The 20,438-nt window shown below is 46.2% G+C and carries 19 protein-coding genes and 1 pseudogene; 7 read left to right on the forward strand and 13 right to left on the reverse strand.

The window, feature by feature from the left end:
• The first annotated feature begins 46 nt into the window (after positions 1-46).
• On the forward strand, positions 47-1,129 hold the full coding sequence (locus H3H32_RS35025; RefSeq protein WP_182460326.1) for a glycosyltransferase family 4 protein: 1,083 nt from the start codon (positions 47-49) through the stop codon (positions 1,127-1,129).
• An 8-nt stretch (positions 1,130-1,137) separates the two neighbouring features.
• Here H3H32_RS35025 and H3H32_RS35030 read toward each other — a convergent pair whose 3' ends face one another.
• From H3H32_RS35030 to H3H32_RS35040, 3 genes are read right to left on the reverse strand one after another with little or no spacing between them, the layout of a single operon-like run.
• The gene (locus tag H3H32_RS35030; protein ID WP_182460327.1) at positions 1,138-1,839 is read right to left on the reverse strand and encodes a hypothetical protein; all 702 of its coding nucleotides are present in this window, start codon (positions 1,837-1,839) and stop codon (positions 1,138-1,140) included.
• Between the two features lie 5 nt (positions 1,840-1,844).
• Entirely contained in the window at positions 1,845-2,504 is a 660-nt protein-coding gene (locus H3H32_RS35035; RefSeq protein ID WP_182460328.1) for a hypothetical protein, read from the reverse strand.
• A gap of 41 nt (positions 2,505-2,545) precedes the next feature.
• The gene (locus tag H3H32_RS35040) at positions 2,546-2,890 is read right to left on the reverse strand and encodes a PadR family transcriptional regulator (protein WP_182460329.1); all 345 of its coding nucleotides are present in this window, start codon (positions 2,888-2,890) and stop codon (positions 2,546-2,548) included.
• 180 nt (positions 2,891-3,070) lie between these two features.
• Here H3H32_RS35040 and H3H32_RS35045 point away from each other — a divergent pair, with 180 nt between their 5' ends.
• On the forward strand, positions 3,071-4,903 hold the full coding sequence (locus H3H32_RS35045) for an ABC transporter ATP-binding protein (protein WP_182460330.1): 1,833 nt from the start codon (positions 3,071-3,073) through the stop codon (positions 4,901-4,903).
• Positions 4,904-5,033: 130 nt separating this feature from the next.
• Here the strand turns inward: H3H32_RS35045 and H3H32_RS35050 are convergent, their stop codons facing one another.
• The 7 genes from H3H32_RS35050 to H3H32_RS35080 all read right to left on the reverse strand — a co-directional run bounded on the left by H3H32_RS35050 (position 5,034) and on the right by H3H32_RS35080 (position 11,196).
• Positions 5,034-5,930: an SAM hydrolase/SAM-dependent halogenase family protein gene (locus tag H3H32_RS35050; RefSeq protein WP_182460331.1), complete on the reverse strand. Its 897-nt coding sequence runs from the start codon at positions 5,928-5,930 to the stop codon at positions 5,034-5,036.
• A gap of 21 nt (positions 5,931-5,951) precedes the next feature.
• Entirely contained in the window at positions 5,952-6,755 is an 804-nt protein-coding gene (locus tag H3H32_RS35055; protein WP_182460332.1) for a bacteriorhodopsin, read from the reverse strand.
• Between the two features lie 63 nt (positions 6,756-6,818).
• Positions 6,819-7,463, reverse strand: a complete 645-nt coding sequence (locus tag H3H32_RS35060) for a DUF305 domain-containing protein (protein ID WP_182460333.1) — start codon at positions 7,461-7,463, stop codon at positions 6,819-6,821.
• Between the two features lie 184 nt (positions 7,464-7,647).
• Positions 7,648-8,049 (reverse strand): hypothetical protein, encoded by a 402-nt coding sequence (locus tag H3H32_RS35065; protein WP_182460334.1) that lies wholly within the window; start codon positions 8,047-8,049, stop codon positions 7,648-7,650.
• 5 nt (positions 8,050-8,054) lie between these two features.
• A complete protein-coding gene (locus H3H32_RS35070) occupies positions 8,055-8,876 on the reverse strand; it encodes an endonuclease/exonuclease/phosphatase family protein (protein WP_182464605.1) in 822 nt (273 codons plus the stop codon).
• Between the two features lie 62 nt (positions 8,877-8,938).
• Entirely contained in the window at positions 8,939-10,246 is a 1,308-nt protein-coding gene (gene murA, locus H3H32_RS35075) for a UDP-N-acetylglucosamine 1-carboxyvinyltransferase (RefSeq protein ID WP_182460335.1), read from the reverse strand.
• A gap of 92 nt (positions 10,247-10,338) precedes the next feature.
• Positions 10,339-11,196, reverse strand: a complete 858-nt coding sequence (locus tag H3H32_RS35080; protein WP_182460336.1) for a DUF4290 domain-containing protein — start codon at positions 11,194-11,196, stop codon at positions 10,339-10,341.
• Between the two features lie 141 nt (positions 11,197-11,337).
• Between H3H32_RS35080 and H3H32_RS35085 the strand changes: the two genes are divergently transcribed.
• Complete coding sequence (locus H3H32_RS35085; protein WP_182460337.1) at positions 11,338-12,714, forward strand: MATE family efflux transporter; 1,377 nt, start codon at positions 11,338-11,340, stop codon at positions 12,712-12,714.
• A gap of 3 nt (positions 12,715-12,717) precedes the next feature.
• On the opposite strand, the gene H3H32_RS35090 is transcribed toward H3H32_RS35085, so the two are convergent.
• The 3 genes from H3H32_RS35090 to bamJ all read right to left on the reverse strand — a co-directional run bounded on the left by H3H32_RS35090 (position 12,718) and on the right by bamJ (position 16,036).
• Positions 12,718-12,957, reverse strand: a complete 240-nt coding sequence (locus H3H32_RS35090; RefSeq protein ID WP_182460338.1) for a hypothetical protein — start codon at positions 12,955-12,957, stop codon at positions 12,718-12,720.
• 112 nt (positions 12,958-13,069) lie between these two features.
• Positions 13,070-15,160: a carboxy terminal-processing peptidase gene (locus tag H3H32_RS35095; RefSeq protein ID WP_182460339.1), complete on the reverse strand. Its 2,091-nt coding sequence runs from the start codon at positions 15,158-15,160 to the stop codon at positions 13,070-13,072.
• Positions 15,161-15,262: 102 nt separating this feature from the next.
• A complete protein-coding gene (gene bamJ / locus H3H32_RS35100) occupies positions 15,263-16,036 on the reverse strand; it encodes a BamJ family beta-barrel-assembly machinery protein (RefSeq protein WP_305791857.1) in 774 nt (257 codons plus the stop codon).
• Positions 16,037-16,411: 375 nt separating this feature from the next.
• Here bamJ and atpA point away from each other — a divergent pair, with 375 nt between their 5' ends.
• The 4 genes and pseudogenes from atpA (at position 16,412) to H3H32_RS35120 (ending at position 20,400) form a co-directional block, all read left to right on the forward strand.
• Positions 16,412-17,986, forward strand: a complete 1,575-nt coding sequence (atpA, locus tag H3H32_RS35105) for a F0F1 ATP synthase subunit alpha (RefSeq protein WP_182460340.1) — start codon at positions 16,412-16,414, stop codon at positions 17,984-17,986.
• A gap of 93 nt (positions 17,987-18,079) precedes the next feature.
• Positions 18,080-18,965: pseudogene (gene atpG / locus H3H32_RS35110) on the forward strand (ATP synthase F1 subunit gamma).
• Between the two features lie 443 nt (positions 18,966-19,408).
• Positions 19,409-19,978 carry a DUF4136 domain-containing protein gene (locus H3H32_RS35115; RefSeq protein ID WP_182460341.1) on the forward strand — a complete coding sequence of 190 codons (570 nt, stop codon included), beginning with the start codon at positions 19,409-19,411 and terminating at the stop codon, positions 19,976-19,978.
• Positions 19,979-20,073: 95 nt separating this feature from the next.
• Entirely contained in the window at positions 20,074-20,400 is a 327-nt protein-coding gene (locus H3H32_RS35120; protein ID WP_182460342.1) for a hypothetical protein, read from the forward strand.
• The last annotated feature ends 38 nt before the right edge of the window (positions 20,401-20,438 follow it).

Below are 20,438 nucleotides of genomic sequence, written 5' to 3' on the forward strand. Positions count from 1 at the left end.
CCAGAATCCTCCTGGAATTTCTCAACTTTGCCAAAAATTGAATCGAATGCCCGCTCTCTTTATTGACGCTGAACGCCTGCGTGACCTCAACAGTGGTTTAGGACAAGTTTGCCTACATCTTGGCCATGAACTGGTTCGCCAACGCCCCGAAGGCGAATCGTGGACTATTACCTTTTTGGTCCCCAAAGGGAAAACCGGCGTTTTTGGTGACTCTGTAAATTATATTGAAGCGTCGTGGCAACGAAAGCTCTGGATTCCTGGTCAATATGATGTTTGGCACTGTCTGCACCAGGATTCTGATTATTTACCCAATCAGTTTCAACAGAAGCATACAAAACTAATTCTCACAATCCACGACTTAAATTTTCTGGAGCGGCCCGATTATAGTCAAGAAAAGAAAGCACGAAAACTTGCTCGACTACAGCAGGTTGTGGCTCGGGCAACTGCTCTGACGGCTATTTCTGAGTATACAGCTTCGATTGTGAAGGAAAAGCTTTCGACGACCAAGCTTGTACAAGTCATTTCTAATGGCGTAGCCGTCAATCCAAAGGATACACCTACTGCCTTACCTACTCATTCACTCATTCATTCATTCTCGCAATCATCTTTCTTTCTCTTCGTCGGTGTCATTCATCCAAAGAAGAATGTACAAACGCTTTTGCCGCTACTCGAAGCGTTCCCTGATTATCGATTAGTGCTGGCCGGTCCCGACCAACATCCATACGCACAACATATTCGGGAACAGGCAGAAAAACTCGGTGTGGCCGACCGTTTATTGATGCCTGGCGCAGTTGATGAAGCCACTAAATTATGGCTTTACGCCCACTGCGAAGCGTTCTTATTCCCATCGCTGACCGAAGGCTTTGGACTACCCGTTGCCGAAGCCATGACGTTTGGTAAGCCGGTATTCATTTCAAAGCTAACCAGTCTACCTGAAGTTGGGGGTAAAGAGGCTTATTATTTTGAGAATTTCGAGCCGGAAAGTATGGCCAAAACACTACACGATGGCCTCCACGATTTTGGCCAAAATCCATTGCGCGAAGATCGCCTACGCCGACGAGCGGCTGGCTTCAGTTGGCCAAGCGTAGCAAAGGAATATTGGGCTTTGTATGAAGGGCTACTAAAGTAATGGTAGCCTCATCGGCCTGGCGCATATTCGTAAAGCAATTCATGCATCTTGTGCGATGTTAGCATATATAAACATACACTTGCCAGATATATTGATACCAGGACTGCCTGCATAGATGATGGCAAAAGTGGAAGCAACCATAAATAGCCTAAAAGTCCGGAAGTGTATAGGGTTGCTGTTAATAGCCCCTGCCGTTTCATCATATATAATCCCTCCGCTGGAATGTTATGAATACCGTTCCGAACTATAGACTTTAGATAAGGCCATAATATTGCTAGCTGATTAATAACAAAGCCCACAATAACTCCGCCTAAGGTTCCATTAGAAAAGGCATCCCATTTTGAACTGGCGCTTGAATTCGTCATTATGCTAAAGAACGAGAACACAAGAAGTACAGCATACGATGGTATTGTTTGCCGCCAAAGTAATGGCTTCTGAAACTGAATGATCAAAGCCTGTTTCCAGCTCTCGTCATAATGTCGGAACGTTACGCGGTTATAGGCTCTCTCCATTTTCTGCAAGCCTTTACGCCCGCCAAAAGCAGTTTGTATAGCTGTCAAGGCAGTTTCAAACGTCATGCCCTGCGCTATTCGTTCAGTAAGATCAGTCGAGTAATGGTCGGTTAGTTCGAGAATCAGCTCCTCGTTGGTGAGTAGGTTAGCTTCGCGAAGGTGATAATCAAGGGTGGCTTGTTGGGCAGGAGTGAGCATGGTGATTAGGCTATTTTTTTGATGGAATTTTGGCGGTTATTCAACAAGAGTGTTCGAAGGGCAATGATTACAGCTATGTAGTAAACTATACAAAGCGTTTCCAGGAGGGTATTTAGTAGTACTATTGAGCTATCAGATAAGCCAAAAGAGAAGGTCGGAAATAAGTATTTGTTGGCTAGGAGTAAGGATAAACTGGTTAGATAAGCTCCTATATATAATGCAGAGTTTGAACGCAGGCTAACCGGATTGACCTCATGTCGGTTTTGGTAGAAAAAGAGTAAACCGCTCAATAAATTGCCGACGACAGAACTTGTGACAAACCAAAAGCCCATACTTAAAGCTGATTCAACCGTTTCCTGCTGGTCCAAAGAGGTATTTAAAATAAAAAAACTTATAAAGATGCCAACGCTAATGAACCAGCGAGATCCATAAGTAAACGATTGAATCAGTCGCCATTCCATCAGTTTAGTCTGATGAAACTTCTGCGTTTGATACTCTTCCTCCATTTTTAACAGTCCTTTCCTGCCACCAAAACCTGAATGGATCTCCCGTAAGGCCACTTCGAAAGTCATGCCTTGAACAAGACGATCTTCTATCCCCGCCACGTAATGGTCGGTGAGTTCGGCAATCAAATCTTCATTGAGCAGCCAGTTTTCCTTACGCAAGTGGATGTCAATAGCGGTGAGTTGGGTGGGAGTGAGCATAGTTAAATACTTGGTTTCAGTTTCAATACCAGGTTCAGATTTTCCAGAAACGAGGTTAGATCAGCGATGCGTCCGGCGGCTTCCGTATGGCCAGTTTTGGTGAGCGAGTAGTACTTGCGGGCGCGGCCGTCCACAACTTGCGTTTCGGTGGTGAGTAGACCTTCGGCTTCAAGTTTGTGTAGGGCAGGATAGAGGGCACCTTCTGTAATGGTCATTTCGCCCGCTGTCAGGTCTTTTACTTTCTGCGTAATCTCGTAGCCGTACATTTTTTCGCGGTCTTCCAGCAACCGTAAAATCATGACCGATAGGCTACCTTTCAATAAAGAGGAATTATTGGACGTGTTCATAAGGCAAATGTACAAAAGAAATCTACATACCTCCAAATCTTAGGTATTAAATCTGAACCAAGATTTTTAGGATTTTATTGATTACTCTGATTTCACATCAAGCTTTCTTTGAAAGCAAAAAAATCATAGTCGGTCAGTAAAATCATAAAAATCCCGGTTCAGACATACCTTTGCAGGATAATGAAAACGTACCTTCGATTACTCTCGTTTGCCAAACCGCTGAGCCGATTCCTGACGCCATTCGTTTTGACGTCGCTGCTATCCAGTGTATTTGGCGTGTTGAATTTTACATTACTGATTCCGCTGCTTAGTATTCTGTTCGATAAGGTCGATGCCAAGCAAATGCAGGCATTTTTAAGTCAGCCTGCTCCTTCGTTGACAAGTGGCCCTACCGATTTCTTCAAATACTACCTCGCGCAGATATTTCAGGACTATGGCAAAGTGGGCGCTTTGCAATTCGTCTGCTTTGTGATTGTCCTTTCTGTACTGTTCAATAATCTGTTTAAGTATTTGTCAGTAAGGCAATTGGAGTCGTTTAAGGCGAGGATGGTGGCCAAGTTGCGTGAAGCGGTATTTTCCAAAACGCTTCAATTACACCTCGGTTTTTTCTCGAATGAGCGGAAAGGAAACCTGATTTCACGCACTACGACCGATGTTCAGGAGGTAGAAAACTCAATTGCCAATACGCTTTCTGCTGCCTCGAAAGAGGTCTTTTTGCTAATTGGCTACATTATTGCCTTACTCGCGACTTCGGTGAAATTGACCCTGTTCGCTATTCTCGTGATTCCCGTTTCGGGTATATTCATTGCCACGCTTGTTCGGCGGATGAAGCGGGATGCGCAGGATGTTCAGTTGCGACTGAGCGGCTTATTGAGTCTGCTCGATGAAACGTTTGGTGGCATGCGTGTCGTGAAAGGCTTTGTGGCAGAGGGCTTTATTCTGGATAAATTTCGTCAGGAAAACGAAGGATATCGGGATGCTGTCCGCTCGCTGGCAAATCGGCGCGAACTGGCGTCTCCTTTTTCGGAAGTAGTCGGGGTAGCGGTTGTTGCTAGTATTTTATTCTATGGCGGATCGCTGGTGTTGAGCGGACAGTCGGAGTTGACGGCGGCTGAATTCATTACCTATATCGCTATTTTTTCGCAGGTGACGCGTCCGGCTAAAGACATTTCCAACGCGTTCAGTGCCTCGCAACGGGGACTTGCTTCGGGCGAACGAGTTCTGGAACTGATCGATACACCCCCGGCTATTCAGGACAAACCCAATGCTATAACGCTGACGGATTTCCGGGATCGGATTTCGATGCAACATGTTTCCTTTGCTTACAATCCCGACACACCGGTTTTGCAGGATATTAGCTTTGACCTGCCAAAAGGCAAAACGATAGCGTTGGTTGGGTCATCAGGAGGGGGTAAATCGACGATTGCCGATCTGGTTCCTCGGTTTTACGATCCCACGGCCGGACAAATTCTGATTGACGGTGTGGATTTGCGCGATTGTAGTATGGCGTCGTTACGATCACAAATGGGTATTGTAACCCAGGAAAGTATCCTGTTTAACGATACCATTTTTAATAACATTGCTTTTGGGAATGCCGCAACTGAAGCGCAGGTGATGGAAGCTGCCCGGATTGCCAATGCTCACGATTTCATCATGGCACAGCCCGATGGTTACCAGACCATCATTGGAGATCGGGGTGGTAAATTGTCGGGTGGACAACGGCAGCGTATCAGCATTGCCCGGGCTATCCTGAAAAACCCACCTATTCTGATTCTCGACGAAGCGACGTCGGCGCTCGACACCGAATCGGAAAAGTTAGTGCAGGAAGCGTTAACTCGCCTGATGGCTAATCGGACAACGCTCGTAATTGCTCACCGACTAAGCACTATTCAACACGCCGATGTCATTCTGGTTGTGAATCAGGGCCGTATTGTAGAACGGGGCCGGCACGACGAACTGCTAACCTTAGAGGAAGGCTTCTACCGGAAATTAAATACAATGCAGCACGTTTAGTTAGATGCTGGCGCGGGTATTTACCCGTGCCTTTTAATCTAGCCAGCATTCGCTGGCGCATCATAAATAACCCTTGGGCCAGCGAATGCTGGCTAAAATTAAGGGCACGAGCAAATGCTCGCGCCAGAGTTTACTTACTCACAATAATCGTCCAGGCTGAGCCACTAGAGACTTTATATTTCTCCGAAAAATTGCCCTGATTGACCGCAATTGAAAAATCCATCAGGCTATTGATATACGCTACATCATCGCCAACGGGTGCTTCACCAAACGTATTTACCCATCGGGCCGACTTATCGTAGACTGATTTGCCATCCTGAAAAATCTGAATTCGAAGCATTTCGCCCGGTTTAACTCCTAGTTGCTCAATCATGGCTTTGGGAATATTACTCCAAACGTTGCCGTACTGAATATCGAGAATGGGAATGGTCCCTTTCACCAGCCCATCTTTGTATTCGGCTTTCTGATACGGTAAGCGTACTACCTCATTTGGAAGTTTGGCTCCAACCTGCGCAAACGTAATCGTGTGAGATGCCAGTCGGGCGGCTGTATAAGCGTATACATCACGGCCATGGAACGTATACGACTCGTTCGAATTTTTGCGTCGGTTGATCGCTTCGTTAATCTGCCGAATCTCCCGGATACCAAGTTGCTCGGCAATCAGCGTGAGCGTGCCGTTGTCGGGCGTCACAATGTAATGTCCAGACTTTGTTAACAGCACCACCGAACGTCGTTCAGTACCCACACCAGGATCGCATACCGATACAAATACAGTTCCTTTGGGGTAATAGATGGCTGTTTGGTAGAGTCGATAAGCCGCTTCCCAGATGTTGTAGGCTGGTATTTCGTGTGTAAGGTCAAACAACTTGAGTGTTGGCGAAACACCCAGAGCCACTCCTTTCATTGACGAAACAGCCCCGTCTTTCAGTCCAAAATCAGACTGAAAAACTACAATGCCATTTTGAGCTTGTGCTACCTGCCGGGTAACTAAGGCGAATACAAGGATAAGCCTGTAAATGATATGCATAGGAGTGAGTGGTGAATAAAGTTAGGTGTTAGTCTGCCAACGGTTTGAGTTGACTAAATAAACAACTATCCCTATACCAATCAAACTGATAAGGTCGGTGATCGTAAACACCACATGTATCCAGTTGAAATCAATAGGAGCAAGGGTGAGGAAATAGCCAATGAAATAAATTCCCCAAGTCCCAGCAACGGTTAGGGCCGATAGCCGGAATGCGGGATGAGCCTGGCTACCAGCTTCTTTCCAGAGCTTATTGAGTGTAAAGGCAATCGTAACGTAGTCGATTAGGGCGATGAGGCCCCAGACTAATTTAGGTACAGTTTCTATTTCATTGTCAAAGGAAAGTTGCTCATGACCAATATAGCTGGCAAAAACCATAAATATAGTCGCCATTATTAATCCCAGCAGTTGCCGTTTGTAAGTGTTGAACGGAAGGCGAAGTAGCGCGATTAGTTGAACCAACAGCAAAGGAGTCGTGATAAACCAGGCTATGTATCGGTATTGACCAATGGCATTGTAGGATTCCCGAATCAGGGTTTGGCGATCATTTGCATCGCTTACGGTGGCCATCTCCGCCAGCATATCGTGATAGTACGACTGGATCAGATAGTAGGTAAGGCCCGCTATAGCCGTACTAATTGTAGTCAGAATGAAGCTATTGGGTTCTAGTGAGTTGCGTTGCTCTGGAGAAGAAATTCTTGGCGTGATAAGCGAAATTATAAATGTGCCTAGAAAAGCAAACGCGGCCACGACCAAGAAAAAGTACGTGACCATCGAAAAAATACCAACGGTACCCGCTGTTGGTATGAATGTATTTGTTACTTCCATAAAACTAGAAATGGTAGGCCTGAATATACCTACCATTTCTAAACGCCCATAAGAACGCTCTGTTTATTTAATTGTCGCCTTAATTTGGGCAATCTGTTGGGTCGATTTATCAATCAATCCCTGAGCGTATGTTTTCAATGTAGCGTTATTACCATATTTCAGGTAGGTAGTCGCCATATCGATCGCATCCTGACGTTGATCCATCAGTAAGGTTGAAAAGTTTTTATCCAGATTACTGGTCAGTTTATCACTGCTACCTGTTTGCTGTAACTTCAGGCTCATAGCCTCAATATTACGACCTTGGGCCTGGGTGTAAGCCTGGTTAGGGCGCGTTGGCTTCAGCTGACGCATGGTGCCATCCAGTAGCGTTACGTCGGCATCAACGGTGGGAAGCATAGTCTTGGCCATTTTTATCAAGGCCGTGTCTTTTCCGCTCTGAATTTCCTGTTTCAGTAAATCCTGAACACCTTGGGCATGAAGCTTTGCCTGAAAAGAGTAATCGAAATCGGGGTCACCCGTAGCTACCAGTTTTTTTATTTTCGTAACGGACTGCTGTAAAGGTGTTAGAAGCGTTGCTTTAGCAGGATCGCTAGCTGTACTAGTCGCTGCGGTTGAGCCAGTTGTTGCCTGGGCACAGGCTGTTAAAGAACCACCGGCTAGCAGGGCCGCAATTGCCCAAAGGGATAAATTAGATTGGAACGTTTTCATTGTGTGTACTGATCTAATGGACTATGTTTTGCCGTTAAAGTAAGCGGGTTATACTCTAAAGACAAGAATTAGGCCAGAAGGTTTAATGAATGTGCCTTAGCAGCAGGAAGATAGATAGCTTACAACAAACAAAAGAGGGGCAAAATATGCCCCTCTTGAAAAAATATCTTTCATTAAATTATCGCTATTCTGCTAGGCTTTGAGAGAGAAGCGAAGATATAATTCTAGTGTTTTCAGAATTGTTAAATATTCCAGAAAGTAGACTTATGAGTTCCTTTTCATCTCTTGCTACTTTATGGTTCTCAAAAGGCTCATCGTCCAATTCAATGTCGGTCATGACAGTAAGAGGATAGTACTCCACGATCTTATGGCTAACCGAAAAAAGCTTATAACGGTAATTATTTATCGCAGGAGCGACTACATAGAAATGATGTACTATTTGACCAAACTCTTGAGTCGTTTCAATCTCCGCTGAAAGCACGTTGTTAGTTTTTACCATCAAATAGCCTGCCTGTTCTTTTAAAATTGCTTTTGGGCTCTTCGTCTTATCGATGACAAAATCAGGCCAAAGGTTTTGCGTTTCCATATTCCTTAAAATTTCAACGTAAAAAATAACGGCAAATGGTCGGAGTAAGTACTCTGGTTGGGTGTATTTCGCGTTGTTATCAGTGAAGTTACACCATCAGTTTGAATAATCTCTAAACTATCTTTTACAAAATTAGGCACTAGTCTAGGACGTATCAATACCTGATCAAATACGTTCCACTCATAGCAAACATGCTCAGCGTGTTTGTAGTAGTACGTTCCAGAAACGTCTTTATTCAAATCGCCAAACAGACTCCAGGTTGGATTATAAAAGTAGGGATATTCGCGTGTTTGCACAGTTCTATATCCAAGGCTTGCCACCTCACTTGACATAGTACCGTGAAATCCATTGGCTTTTATCATGCCAGTCTCAAATGGATTCATATTGAAATCGCCGAGTACAATATGGCGGTCAAACTGGAGTCTATTCTCAACTCTAATGAGTTGATCTGCTGTTAATGAGGCCGCTTCATTCTGGCTTTCTGCCGTAAAATTACCCTTGTCGACTAAATGGAGAGCCGTGAGCAGGAAATCTTCACCAGTTGGTAAGTGAATGTGTCGAATCGTAAGCCGGGCGGTCTCTTCAATTGGTGCGATTGAATTGTAGTGAAACTTGGTAATGATTGTGATCTTTTTACATTGAGACAACGGATGATTCTGAAAATAGTGTGGCCCAGTTGTGTTCAGCGCCTGTATAAGTTGTACTGAACTGACTGGATTCTCGGCCAGTACCAGAATATCAATGCCTCTGTTATGCGCAAGATTGACAATCTGCGGAGTTAGATTTTTCTTTTGAACGTTCCAGAATAAGACATTAATGTAGGACATCTGCTAAACAAAAAAGCCTAGTGCATGTAAATACACTAGGCTCAAAACTAATTAAAATTTGGTTACAACCGGATAATCTCTGCCCCAATCGCATTCAAACGCGTGTCGATATGTTGATAACCCCGGTCGATCTGCTCGATACTGTCGATGATGCTGGTTCCCTTGGCCGACATAGCCGCAATTAGTAACGCAACCCCCGCCCGAATATCTGGCGACGACATGCGAATGCCTTTTAGCGGAACCTGACGATTTAAGCCAACAACCGTAGCTCGGTGGGGATCGCAGAGAATAATCTGAGCACCCATGTCGATCAGTTTATCCACAAAAAACAGCCGACTTTCGAACATTTTCTGGTGGATAAGTAGCGTTCCCTGCGCCTGAACGGCGGTTACGAGAACAATACTGAGTAAGTCGGGGGTGAATCCAGGCCAGGGAGCATCGGCAACAGTCATCATGCCGCCATCCAGAAAACTTTCGATCTGGTAATGCTCCTGAGCAGGAACGTAAATGTCATCACCCCGAAATTCCATCTGAATACCCAACCGTTTGAATTGATCAGGAATGATGCCCAACTCAGGAATCCGGCAGTTTTTGATCGTAATTTCCGATTGCGTCATGGCCGCTAGACCAATGAACGAGCCAATTTCAATCATATCGGGCAGCATGGTATGCTCGGTGCCTTTCAGCTCCGTAACACCCTCAATCGTAAGCAGATTGGAGCCAACGCCAGAAATTTTTGCGCCCATCGAATTGAGCATCCGGCTCAACTGCTGCAGGTAAGGCTCACAGGCAGCATTGTAAATGGTTGTAATTCCTTCGGCCATAACAGCGGCCATCAGGATGTTTGCGGTACCCGTTACTGACGCTTCATCAAGGAGCATGTAGGTACCACGCAGATTACTGGCATCAACCTGGTAATAGCCGCCGTCATTGGCGTCATAGTTGAACTGAGCTCCCAGTTTTTCGAAACCTAAAAAGTGCGTATCTAACCGCCGACGGCCAATTTTGTCGCCACCAGGCCGGGGAATACGTCCTTTTTTGAACCGGGCCAGCATGGGGCCAAGTAACATCACCGATCCACGAAGGGCAGCGGCTTTGCGCTTGTAAGTATCGGTTTCCAGATAGTCCAGATTAACATCACTGGCCTGAAAACGGTAAGAACTTTCGCCAATTTTGGTTACCCAAACCCCCAAATCACCCAGCAAGTCGATAAGCTGGTTGACATCGCGAATGCCTGGAATATTATGAATAATAACGGGTTCTTTGGTCAGGAGTACAGCGCAAAGAATCTGTAACGCTTCGTTTTTTGCGCCCTGCGGAATAAGTTCGCCTTTGAGTTTACGCCCTCCTGTAATTTGAAAAGATGCCATTTGTAAAATGATGAATGATGAATGATGAATTATAAATGATTAGTTAGGCTGATTATGTATGCATTCATCATTTATAATTCATCATTGGAAAATTATCGTCTCCGTCTTTGGTTGTCAGAACCATTTCCAGATCCCCCATCGCGGTCGTTCCGGTTCCGGTCGTTATTCCGATTGGGTCCGCCATTTCGGTTGCCGAAGTTGCGTTGACCACCCCCGTCTCGGTTTGGTCGCCCGCCCTGATTCGAACCTGATCCTCCATCACGTGGTCCGTCACTACGGTTGTTTCGGTTGCTGAAATTACGCTGTCCCCCATCACGGTTTGAGCGCCCCTGATTCATGCCTGACCCGTCATTGCGGTTGTCGCGGTTCCGGTCGTTCCGATACGTATTACCGCCCAGGCGTTGTGGTTGGTCGCCGGTGCGCTCACGGGGAGTCGCTTCAACAAGGCCTTCTTCCCGAATCAGTTTAATATCATCGTAAAGCTTACCATTCGAGAGCTCAATTAAGCTCTGGTAAATGGTTTCGTCTTCAACCGATTCTTTGTTCCAGGCCTGATAGAACGTACGCATCAGGCGTGTTAAGTAAGAGACAAAAGCCCGTCGTTCATCGGGTTCTTCCAGCGAGATGGCCTTAGCAATCAATAAATCTACATTACGACCAAAATGTTTAAACTTCAAATGGTGCGTATTATAGGGAACTCGCTGCGGTTTTTTGCCGAGTGCTTCTTCGGATGGAGGTGGATAAGGACTGTCAACATCCAGTGTGAAACCAGACATTATATATAGGTCATCCCACAACTTGTTGTAGTAATCCTGACCATCTTTCATGTTGGGGTGAATCTGCCGCATCAATTCAATCAGGATATGCGCGTATCGGGTGCGCTTTTCCCGATCTTCGATGTTGACCATGTTGTCAACCAACTTTTGGATACTACTGCCGTATTCTTTCAAGTCCTTGTCGGATTTGTGATAGTAAAAACAAAAGTACAAAGAAAGGAGCGAGGTGCAAGGTGCCCGGAGCAGGGTAAGCGGAGTTGTTAGGTAGAATATGTTATTTTTGCGCCCTGCTCTGTGCTCCTTGCACCTCGTCCCATGCTAACCAACTTTCGCACCGAACTTTCTGACACGATTCGATTGAGTATACCGATTATTATTGCTCAATTAGGGGTGGTGTTAATGGGGGTTACCGATAACTTGTTTGTTGGGCGATTACTGGGCGCAGTACCATTAGGAGCCGCTGGATTGGCTAATTCGCTCTCATTCCTGATGTCGAGCATTGGGGTAGGTGGGTTGTCGGTTGTGGCGGCCTTAGTTTCCAAGGCGTACAACCAAAGCGATGTGGCTGGCATTAACCGATTGTTTCGGGCTGGACTTCGGGTTGCCTTATTACTAAGCGTTGTACTAGGAGGACTTTCGGCACTGCTGGCATTTAATTTTGAGTTGTTTGGGCAAACGCCAGAGGTGACACGGCTGACGCGGGATTTTATGCTCATTCTGAGTGCATCGTTACTGCCGCTGATGGTGTTCGTGGCCGCCCGTCAACTTTGCGATGGCCTCCGTTATCCACGAGTGGCCATGGCTATTACGCTTTCAGCTTTGCTGATTAACGCTCTTTTTAATTATGTGTTGATTAAAGGGGTAGGACCGTTTCCGACACTAGGACTTATGGGGTCTGCCCTGGCTACGCTTCTCTCCCGAACGTTTATGGCTGGCGTAATGCTACTCTACATTTATCGGGCTGAGCGCTTTAAAGAGTACCTGACAACGGCTTATCGTTCGTTACCCACGTCTGAATACGTATGGGAGATTCTGCGTCTGGGTATTCCGGGTGGCCTCACGTTTTTCTTTGAGGTAGCGACTTTTGCATTGGCCGTGGTGATTGTTGGCTGGCTTGGCGAAGATCGACTGGCGGCTCACCAGATTGCGATCAATATGGCGTCGGTTACCTACATGATGGCTACAGGGATTTCGTCGGCGGCTGCGATTCGGGTGAGTGCCGCCGTTGGTCGGGGTAGCCGCGAGGGCGTATGGCGGGCTGGGGTAGCCGCGTTTATGCTTTCCGTCAGTTTTATGGGTGTGATGGCCTTGTTGTTTCTAACCGCAAACGACTGGCTGGTTACCTTATATATTCGGGACAATCCGGCAGTTATGCAAATCGCAGCTTCATTAGTGATCATCGCTGGTTTCTTTCAGCTTTCCGATGGGGTCCAGGTTGTTGCGTTAGGCAGTTTGCGGGGTTTGTCGGATGTTAATGTTCCGACCCTGATTACCCTGTTTTCGTACTGGGTTGTGGCGTTGCCATTAAGTTATGTCCTCGCTTTCCCTGGTAAGCTGGACGCTGTTGGCGTCTGGATTGGACTACTAACGGGCCTAAGTATAGCTGCCATTTTGTTAACCTGGCGATTTTTCAACCAGATCAAACGGGTTAATTTGACGCTAACAAACACGACTGACGTCATGACCCACTAGAGTCTATTTCATGGCCTCCAGCATTTCTGCCCGCGTCGGTCGTTCTGTAGCGAGTTCATACGCAATACCTTCCCGATCCAGCAGATTCATAAAATCCGCATAGTCAGCTTTCTCGACCGAAAAGATGTACCAGCTTTCGTAAGGCTCGTTGAATCGTTCAACCTCAGTTAGCAATGCCTGTTTTTGTAGGTTCTGATATTGCTTTGTATCAAGATCACCTTGCTTAATGAGAAAATACCACACGTACTGATTGATGGTTTACGGTTTGTGATTTACGATTTAGTATAAAACCCCGCGTAACAAATTGCTACGCGGGGTTTTATGGTGATCAATCCTGGTAACCTGCTAACTAAAACTATTTGTTGACAGCCAGAATGTAATCGGCAAGAACAAGACCTGCCTCATTGAGATAGAGGTCTTTTTTCTTCTTGGGCGCATTGGGCGATGGGGTCCCGGTTTCATCAATTGGAGCCGATGCCTGCGATACTTTATTGGCGGCTGCGCGTTTCCGTTCGGCCTCTTCACGCTCTTTCCGGCGTTTCGATTCCTGCAATGAAACAACCGTGTTTTCTTTCGCTTTCTTGAAGTCGGCTAAATCCTGCGCTAGTTGTTTCAACTCAGGATCTGATTTCAGACGTTGATCAAAGCGATCGCGTAATCGTGCCAAAATTTTATCATCAAGACCATGAGATTGCTCATAGCGGGTCGAATTGATCTGATCCCAGGGCAGGGCGCTTGGCTGTGAGCTTTCGCCATATTCCTCCGCCGAGAAAGCCGATGGGAACTGGATATCCGGAGTTACGCCTTTGTGCTGTGTGCTGCTGCCGTTGATGCGATAGAATTTCTGAATCGTCATCTTCACCTGACCTACTTTTTCTGGCTCTTTAGGTAACCATTGGTTAAGGTCGATCAGGGTTTGTACCGTCCCTTTACCGAAGGTTTGGCCACCAACGATAATACCGCGTTTGTAATCCTGAATGGCAGCTGCAAAAATTTCGGAAGCCGATGCACTGAAACGGTTTACTAGAACGGCCAGCGGACCATCGTAAGTGACAGACGGATCTGGATCTGTATATACTTCCGTTTCGCCGTTTGACTCACGTACCTGAACAACCGGACCTTTTGGGATAAACAGACCTGTCAGGTTAATGGCTTCGGTTAATGAACCACCTCCATCATCGCGTAAGTCGATAACGATACCAGCTACTTTCTCGGCTTTTAGCGAATCAATGAATTTTTTGACATCGCTTGTTGTGCTGCTAAAGCCTTCTTCACGCTTGCGGGCACCCTCAAAATCACGGTAGAACATCGGGACGTTAATGACCCCAATTTTAAACGTCTTTCCGTTATCAGTTACCTCAATGACTTCTTTTTTAGCCCGTTGATCTTCCAGTTTGATTTTCTCGCGAACCAGCCGGATTTCTTTAGGTGGAGCACCCGCCAATGCGTTTGGCGAAACAACCTGTAAACGTACGACCGTACCTTTGGGTCCTTTAATCAGTTTGACAACCTCATCAACCTGCCAGTTCATGGTATTCACCATAGGGCCATTGTCACCCTGGGCTACACCCGCAATTTTGTCGTTGACCTTAACCAGGTTACTCTTAAAGGCAGGCCCACCCGGTAAAACGCTGGTAATCTTGATGTATTCGCCATCTTCCTGGAGCATAGCCCCAATCCCTTCCAGCGACTGGCTCATTTCCTGATTGAAACGGTCGGCGTTGGTCGGCGAAAAATAGTTGGTATGTGGGTCAAGGGCTTCGGCGAACGAATTCATGTAAATCTGGAACACGTCGGCACTTTTGATCCGATTATACGCTTTGTCAAGATTAGCGTAACGCTGGGTCATAGTTGCCACCACCACGCTATCTTTTCGATTGCCTAGCTTAAGTTCTAACTCCTGATTTTTCAGGATTTTGCGCCACAGATCATTTTGCTCTTCTACCGTTTTAGGCCAGGCTGCCTTTTCCCGATCAGTATTGAAGCTTTCATCTTCGGTGAACGAAAATGGCTTCTTGATCTGCTCCTTAATAAATGCGCTGCGTTCCTGGTACCGTTTACGGAAAACGTTGTACAGGTCAAAAGCCGCTGTCAGATCGCCATTGACGAGTGCTTCATCGATCTGATAGCGGTACTTTTCGAAAGACGCTACATCTGAGGCTAACAGATACGTTTTGTTGCCATCAAGTTCTTTGAGGTAATTATCCCACACTACCGACGACAGCGAATCGTTCAACCGCACTTTCCGGTAGTGATATTGAGTCAGTATCTTAGCGACCAGTGCTTCGACTTTCTCTTGTGAAATGGATGGTTTCAGATCTTCAGCAGCATCTGAGGCTGACAATGCCTGTAAGGACGACACACCGCCTGGGGCACCATTCGAAGGGGAGTCCGGCTGAAAGCTCAGCATCAGCACGGGCAATAGGGTTACCAGATACTTTTTCATCTATATTACCCAGGTTAATGGCGAAAGAGCAAAAGAGTGAATGAGCGAAAACTATCTGGTTGTCAATACGCTCATTCACTCTTTCGTTCTTTCACTCTTTAGTTATTGTTTAACAATATCAAGTAACTCAACATCGAACACTAATGTTGAGCCGGGTTTAATATCGGCACCGGCTGACCGGTCGCCATACGCTAAATCAGAGGGGATATACAGCTTCCATTTTGAGCCGACGGGCATCAGTTGGAGCGCTTCTGTCCAGCCTTTGATGACTTCAGTAACACCAAATTCGGCGGGTTGGCCGCGTTCTACAGAACTATCAAAAACTTTACCATCAATCAGCCGACCGGTGTAGTGTACTTTAACCCGATCAGTAGCGGCTGGTTTTGGGCCTGTGCCTTCTTTTTCAATCGAATACTGTAAGCCACTGGTTGTCGTTACTACGCCAGCTTTTGTTTTGTTTTCAGCCAAAAATGCACTGCCAATTTTTTTGTTTTCGGCTGAGGCTTTCATGCCTTCTGCATTGCGGGCTGCCATCTGCTTCTGCATGAAATTATTCATAACCTGACCGCACTGCGCCTGTGTTAGCTGAGTTGGCTGATCCTTTAAGGCGTCTTCCAGCCCGCGCATTAGTAAAGCGTTGTTAAGGTCCGTAATCCCTTGTTGCTTCAGGTTCTGAGCCATAAACACGCCAATACTATAACTAACGGAATCTTGGGTCGAAGCGATTGTTGCTCCTGCAGTGGCAGGTTTAGCAGCGGTGGCTGGTTTAGCCGATGCCGGCTTTTTAGCGGCAGGTTTCTTAACTTGTGCAGTCGCGGAACCAGCGACAAAAACGGCCGACGCAATACCGGCCAGCATCCATTGATTAAACTTCATGCGAAAACGAAACGTGATGTATATAAACGAACGGTAATGCTATTGAAACGTGAATGAATAGGATAAAAGTTTAGCGATAGCCCAATTCGCAAAAAAAATAGTTAGCGAAAGCCTCATCCATCATACGATAATTCTATATCGAATTCAGCAATTAAAAGTAGTTGAAAATTTGGCTTATGTCAATTTTGATTGCTTAAAGTACCGTTAATTAGGATGAACGGTTTCGGATGCCTACCCAGTGGCTAATAACTTGACGATAGTATATCGGAAAAGTCTAAGATTCAGCCATTGATTCTGTGTTTCATCGCATTTTTATTAAATTTTAGTCGTACCTTTGCGGCCGAAAAAACAACATTAAAATCTCATTATACACATATGGAATCCGTAAGACCCGACGAGATATCAGCCATTCTGCGCCAGCAACTGGCCGGAACCCAAACCGAGGCTGAACTCGAGGAAGTCGGTACGGTGCTGCAAATCGGCGACGGCGTAGCGCGTATCTACGGCCTCTCGAAGGTGCAGGCCGGCGAATTGCTGTCGTTTGACAATGGGCTTCAGGCCATGGCGCTGAACCTCGAAGAAGATAACGTTGGAGCTGTATTGCTCGGCGATTATTCGGAAATCAAAGAAGGCGATACCGTTAAACGTACTGATCAGATTGCCTACGTAAACGTAGGTGATGGCATTCTTGGCCGCGTAGTGAACACACTCGGTCTGCCAATTGATGGTATGGGTCCTATCCAGGGCGAGCTGTTCCAAATGCCGATGGAGCGTAAAGCGCCGGGCGTAATTTTCCGTCAGCCAGTAAACGAGCCACTGCAAACGGGTATTAAGGCTATCGATGCCATGATTCCCATTGGTCGGGGTCAGCGTGAATTGATTATCGGCGACCGTCAGACGGGTAAAACCGCTGTGGCGATCGATACGATTATCAACCAGAAAGAGTTTTTCGAGAAGGGTCAACCTGTATTCTGTATCTACGTTGCCTGCGGTCAGAAAGCATCTACTGTGAAAATGGTAGAGCAAACACTGCGTAAGGCTGGTGCTATGGACTACACGGTAATCGTAGCGGCTAATGCTTCTGACCCATCGCCGATGCAGTTCTTCGCACCATTTACGGGAGCTGCTATTGGTGAATATTTCCGTGATACAGGTCGCCCTGCACTGGTTGTTTATGACGATTTGTCGAAACAAGCTGTTGCCTACCGCGAAGTATCGCTGCTGTTGCGTCGCCCACCAGGACGTGAAGCTTACCCAGGAGACGTGTTCTACCTACACAGCCGTTTATTAGAGCGGGCCGCGAAAGTCAACGCTAACGACGACATCGCTAAAACGATGAACGATCTGCCACCAAGTCTGAAAGACAAGGTAAAAGGTGGTGGTTCATTAACTGCGTTGCCAATCATTGAAACCCAGGCTGGTGACGTATCGGCTTATATTCCGACGAACGTAATTTCGATTACGGATGGTCAGATCTTCCTGGAGTCGAACTTGTTTAACGCGGGTATCCGTCCTGCTATCAACGTAGGTATCTCGGTATCGCGGGTAGGTGGTAACGCCCAGATCAAGTCGATGAAGAAAGTGGCAGGTACGCTGAAGCTGGACCAGGCTCAGTTCCGTGAATTAGAAGCCTTCGCTAAATTCGGTTCTGATCTTGATGCCTCGACGAAATTGACCATCGAACGGGGGCGTCGTAACCAGGAAATGTTGAAGCAACCACAGTACTCGCCAGTTCCGGTTGAGCTGCAAGTGGCTATTATCTACGCGTCAACCAATGGTTTGCTTGATAAAGTGCCTGTTAATAAAGTAAAAGAATTCGAAAGTGAATTCGGAATGATACTGAGTGCACAGTACCCAGCCGTTCTGAGTGATCTACGCGCCGGTAAACTAACCGACGAAGCAACAGCAACATTGAAGAAAGTAGCTGCTGACCTCTCGGCCCAATATTAAAAAGGTTTTCAGTTTACGGTTTATGGTTGGCTGACGCATCCATTCTTGCATGAGCCAACCGTGAACCGTAAACTATAAACCGTAAACTATACTATGGCCAGTTTAAAAGAAGTACGTGCGCGGATTTCGTCGATTAACTCGACTCAGCAGATTACGAAAGCCATGAAAATGGTTGCGGCTGCTAAGTTGCGCCGGGCACAGGAGAACATAACACAATTACGGCCCTACGCACAGAAACTGAGCCAGATGCTTGGAACGGTTTCGGCAGGTGCAGAAACGGCTTCAGAAAGTCCTTATCAGCAGCAGCGATCTGTTGAGCGTGTATTGCTCATTGTCGTCACTTCTGATCGGGGTCTTTGCGGAGCGTTTAACACCAATGCAGTGAAAGGTGCTTTGGCGCTTATAGACGAAAAATATTCGTCGCAGGCTCGTTCGGGCAACGTTGAAATTATGGCCATTGGCAAGAAGGGCGCAGAAGCGTTCCAACGCCGGGGCTTTAAAGTCAACACGTCGCACGTTGATGTTCTTCGGCTCGTTGAACTTTTCTCGGGTTCGGGAAGCTGCTGAAGAAGCGATGGAAGGATTTGCCAACGGGCGCTATGATGTAGTTGAAGTGATCTACAATGAGTTTAAGAACGCTGCCATGCAGATCGTTCGGGCAGAACAAATGCTCCCTATTGTAGCGACAACTCCTCCAGCCGGTTCTACCAGCTCGATCAATTACATATTTGAGCCTTCGGAAGTAGAAATCGTAACGGAGTTAATTCCGAAAACGATTAAAATTCAATTGTACAAAGCAGTATTGGATTCCAATGCATCGGAACATGGTGCACGGATGACGGCAATGGACAAAGCAACGGATAACGCAGGCGAACTGTTGAAACAACTGCGTTTAGTATACAACCGTACGCGTCAGGCTGCTATTACAACGGAAATTCTTGAAATCGTGGGTGGTGCAGAGGCATTAGCAAGTGCTTAGAGCCAGCTAAATATAATTAGGCATAAGGAAGCCGTTCTCTAAACAGAGAGCGGCTTCCTTGCGTATATAACATATTTTTTGCGAACCTATTGCAACGGTTTGCTTTACTTGAGCGTCATAGATAGGGAATCAGGAAGGATTTTCTAGGTAAGTTCGCTTACTGAAGTTCTTTGGTTAGTGAGCGCCATTTTTTACCTGGTTAACCTAAGGATTAATACGTTGAATCGATCAGAAATTGGCTCTGTAAAAGACACAGATTAATTGGTCGTTAAATTTAGTTAATTCAAATAAATGCGACTGATAATCAGTATATTGATGCTGGTTTTGTAAGATTAAAATCGGAACGAATATGACCCAGTTTTAGTTATTTCATTGTCACATACGAATGCTCGTTTCTTCAACGTTTATTAAGCGGTTTGACAACAATTAACGACTCAAAATACATGAAATTCAAAGGCATAATCACTAGTTTGTTCGTCGTCGGTACGCTGGCGTCCTGCGCTCCAGCCATTACAGTTAAATACGACTACGATCCTAAGGTAAACGTTCGGCAATTTTCAACTTACCGTATTGAAGCTGACCGGCAGCGGAATGCTGACCCAATTGTGGGTAGCAACCTGAACCAGCGTCGGATTGCCGATGCGCTTGATCAAACGCTTAAAGCGCGAGGTTATAAGCCTGTAACGCAGGGAGAAGCTGATCTGGTTGTTCGGTTCTTTATGGATTCGAAAGACAAGCAGCAAATCCAGTCCAACAACATGTACTCGCCTTATTCGTGGTGGTACGGTGGTATGGGCAACAACGTATACTCGCGTCAGTATGAAGAAAACCGGGTTGTTGTTAACGTATCGGATGCCCGAACCAATGATATCATCTGGCAGGGTTGGGCAACAGGCCAGTTAAATACGCGTAACAAAGAGCGCGATCGTGATCAGGCTTTCCGGGAAACAGTAACTAGTATTATGAAGAATTTCCCTGAGAGTGCTGGCCAGGATTATGGTGCCGCTCGCTAATAGAATTAATGACTAAAGAAAAACCTGTCATCTCACCGATGACAGGTTTTTTTATGGCCATAGCTTTTCGTTAAATTGCGGCTTTATGTTCTGTTATGCCTGCTGTAAGCCGAAGAATTATTTATTCGCTTATCGCAGTAGTCGTCGTACTACTGTTGGGCATTGCGGCATTGCTTAGCGTTGCCAATCAACGTCATCAACGACTCGAAGATGCAACGATTGACTTTCAGCGCAATCTTACGCAACAAGAAAATAAAATAGAGGATTTGCAGTCAAAGCTTGCCAACTGCGACACGATTCAAACCAGTGTTCCTGCCCCTGCCGCTCCTGTTGACTCTTCATGGGATTCTGCTGCCTCCACAACAGCATCGGATTCGACGCAAAATGTTAGCCGATCCCAGTCACCGTCACCAGAATGGTGATTAAATGTTTCAGGTTTAATGTTTCAAGTTCCTTAACT

The organism is Spirosoma foliorum (genome assembly GCF_014117325.1).
In the GTDB taxonomy this organism is placed as follows: domain Bacteria; phylum Bacteroidota; class Bacteroidia; order Cytophagales; family Spirosomataceae; genus Spirosoma; species Spirosoma foliorum.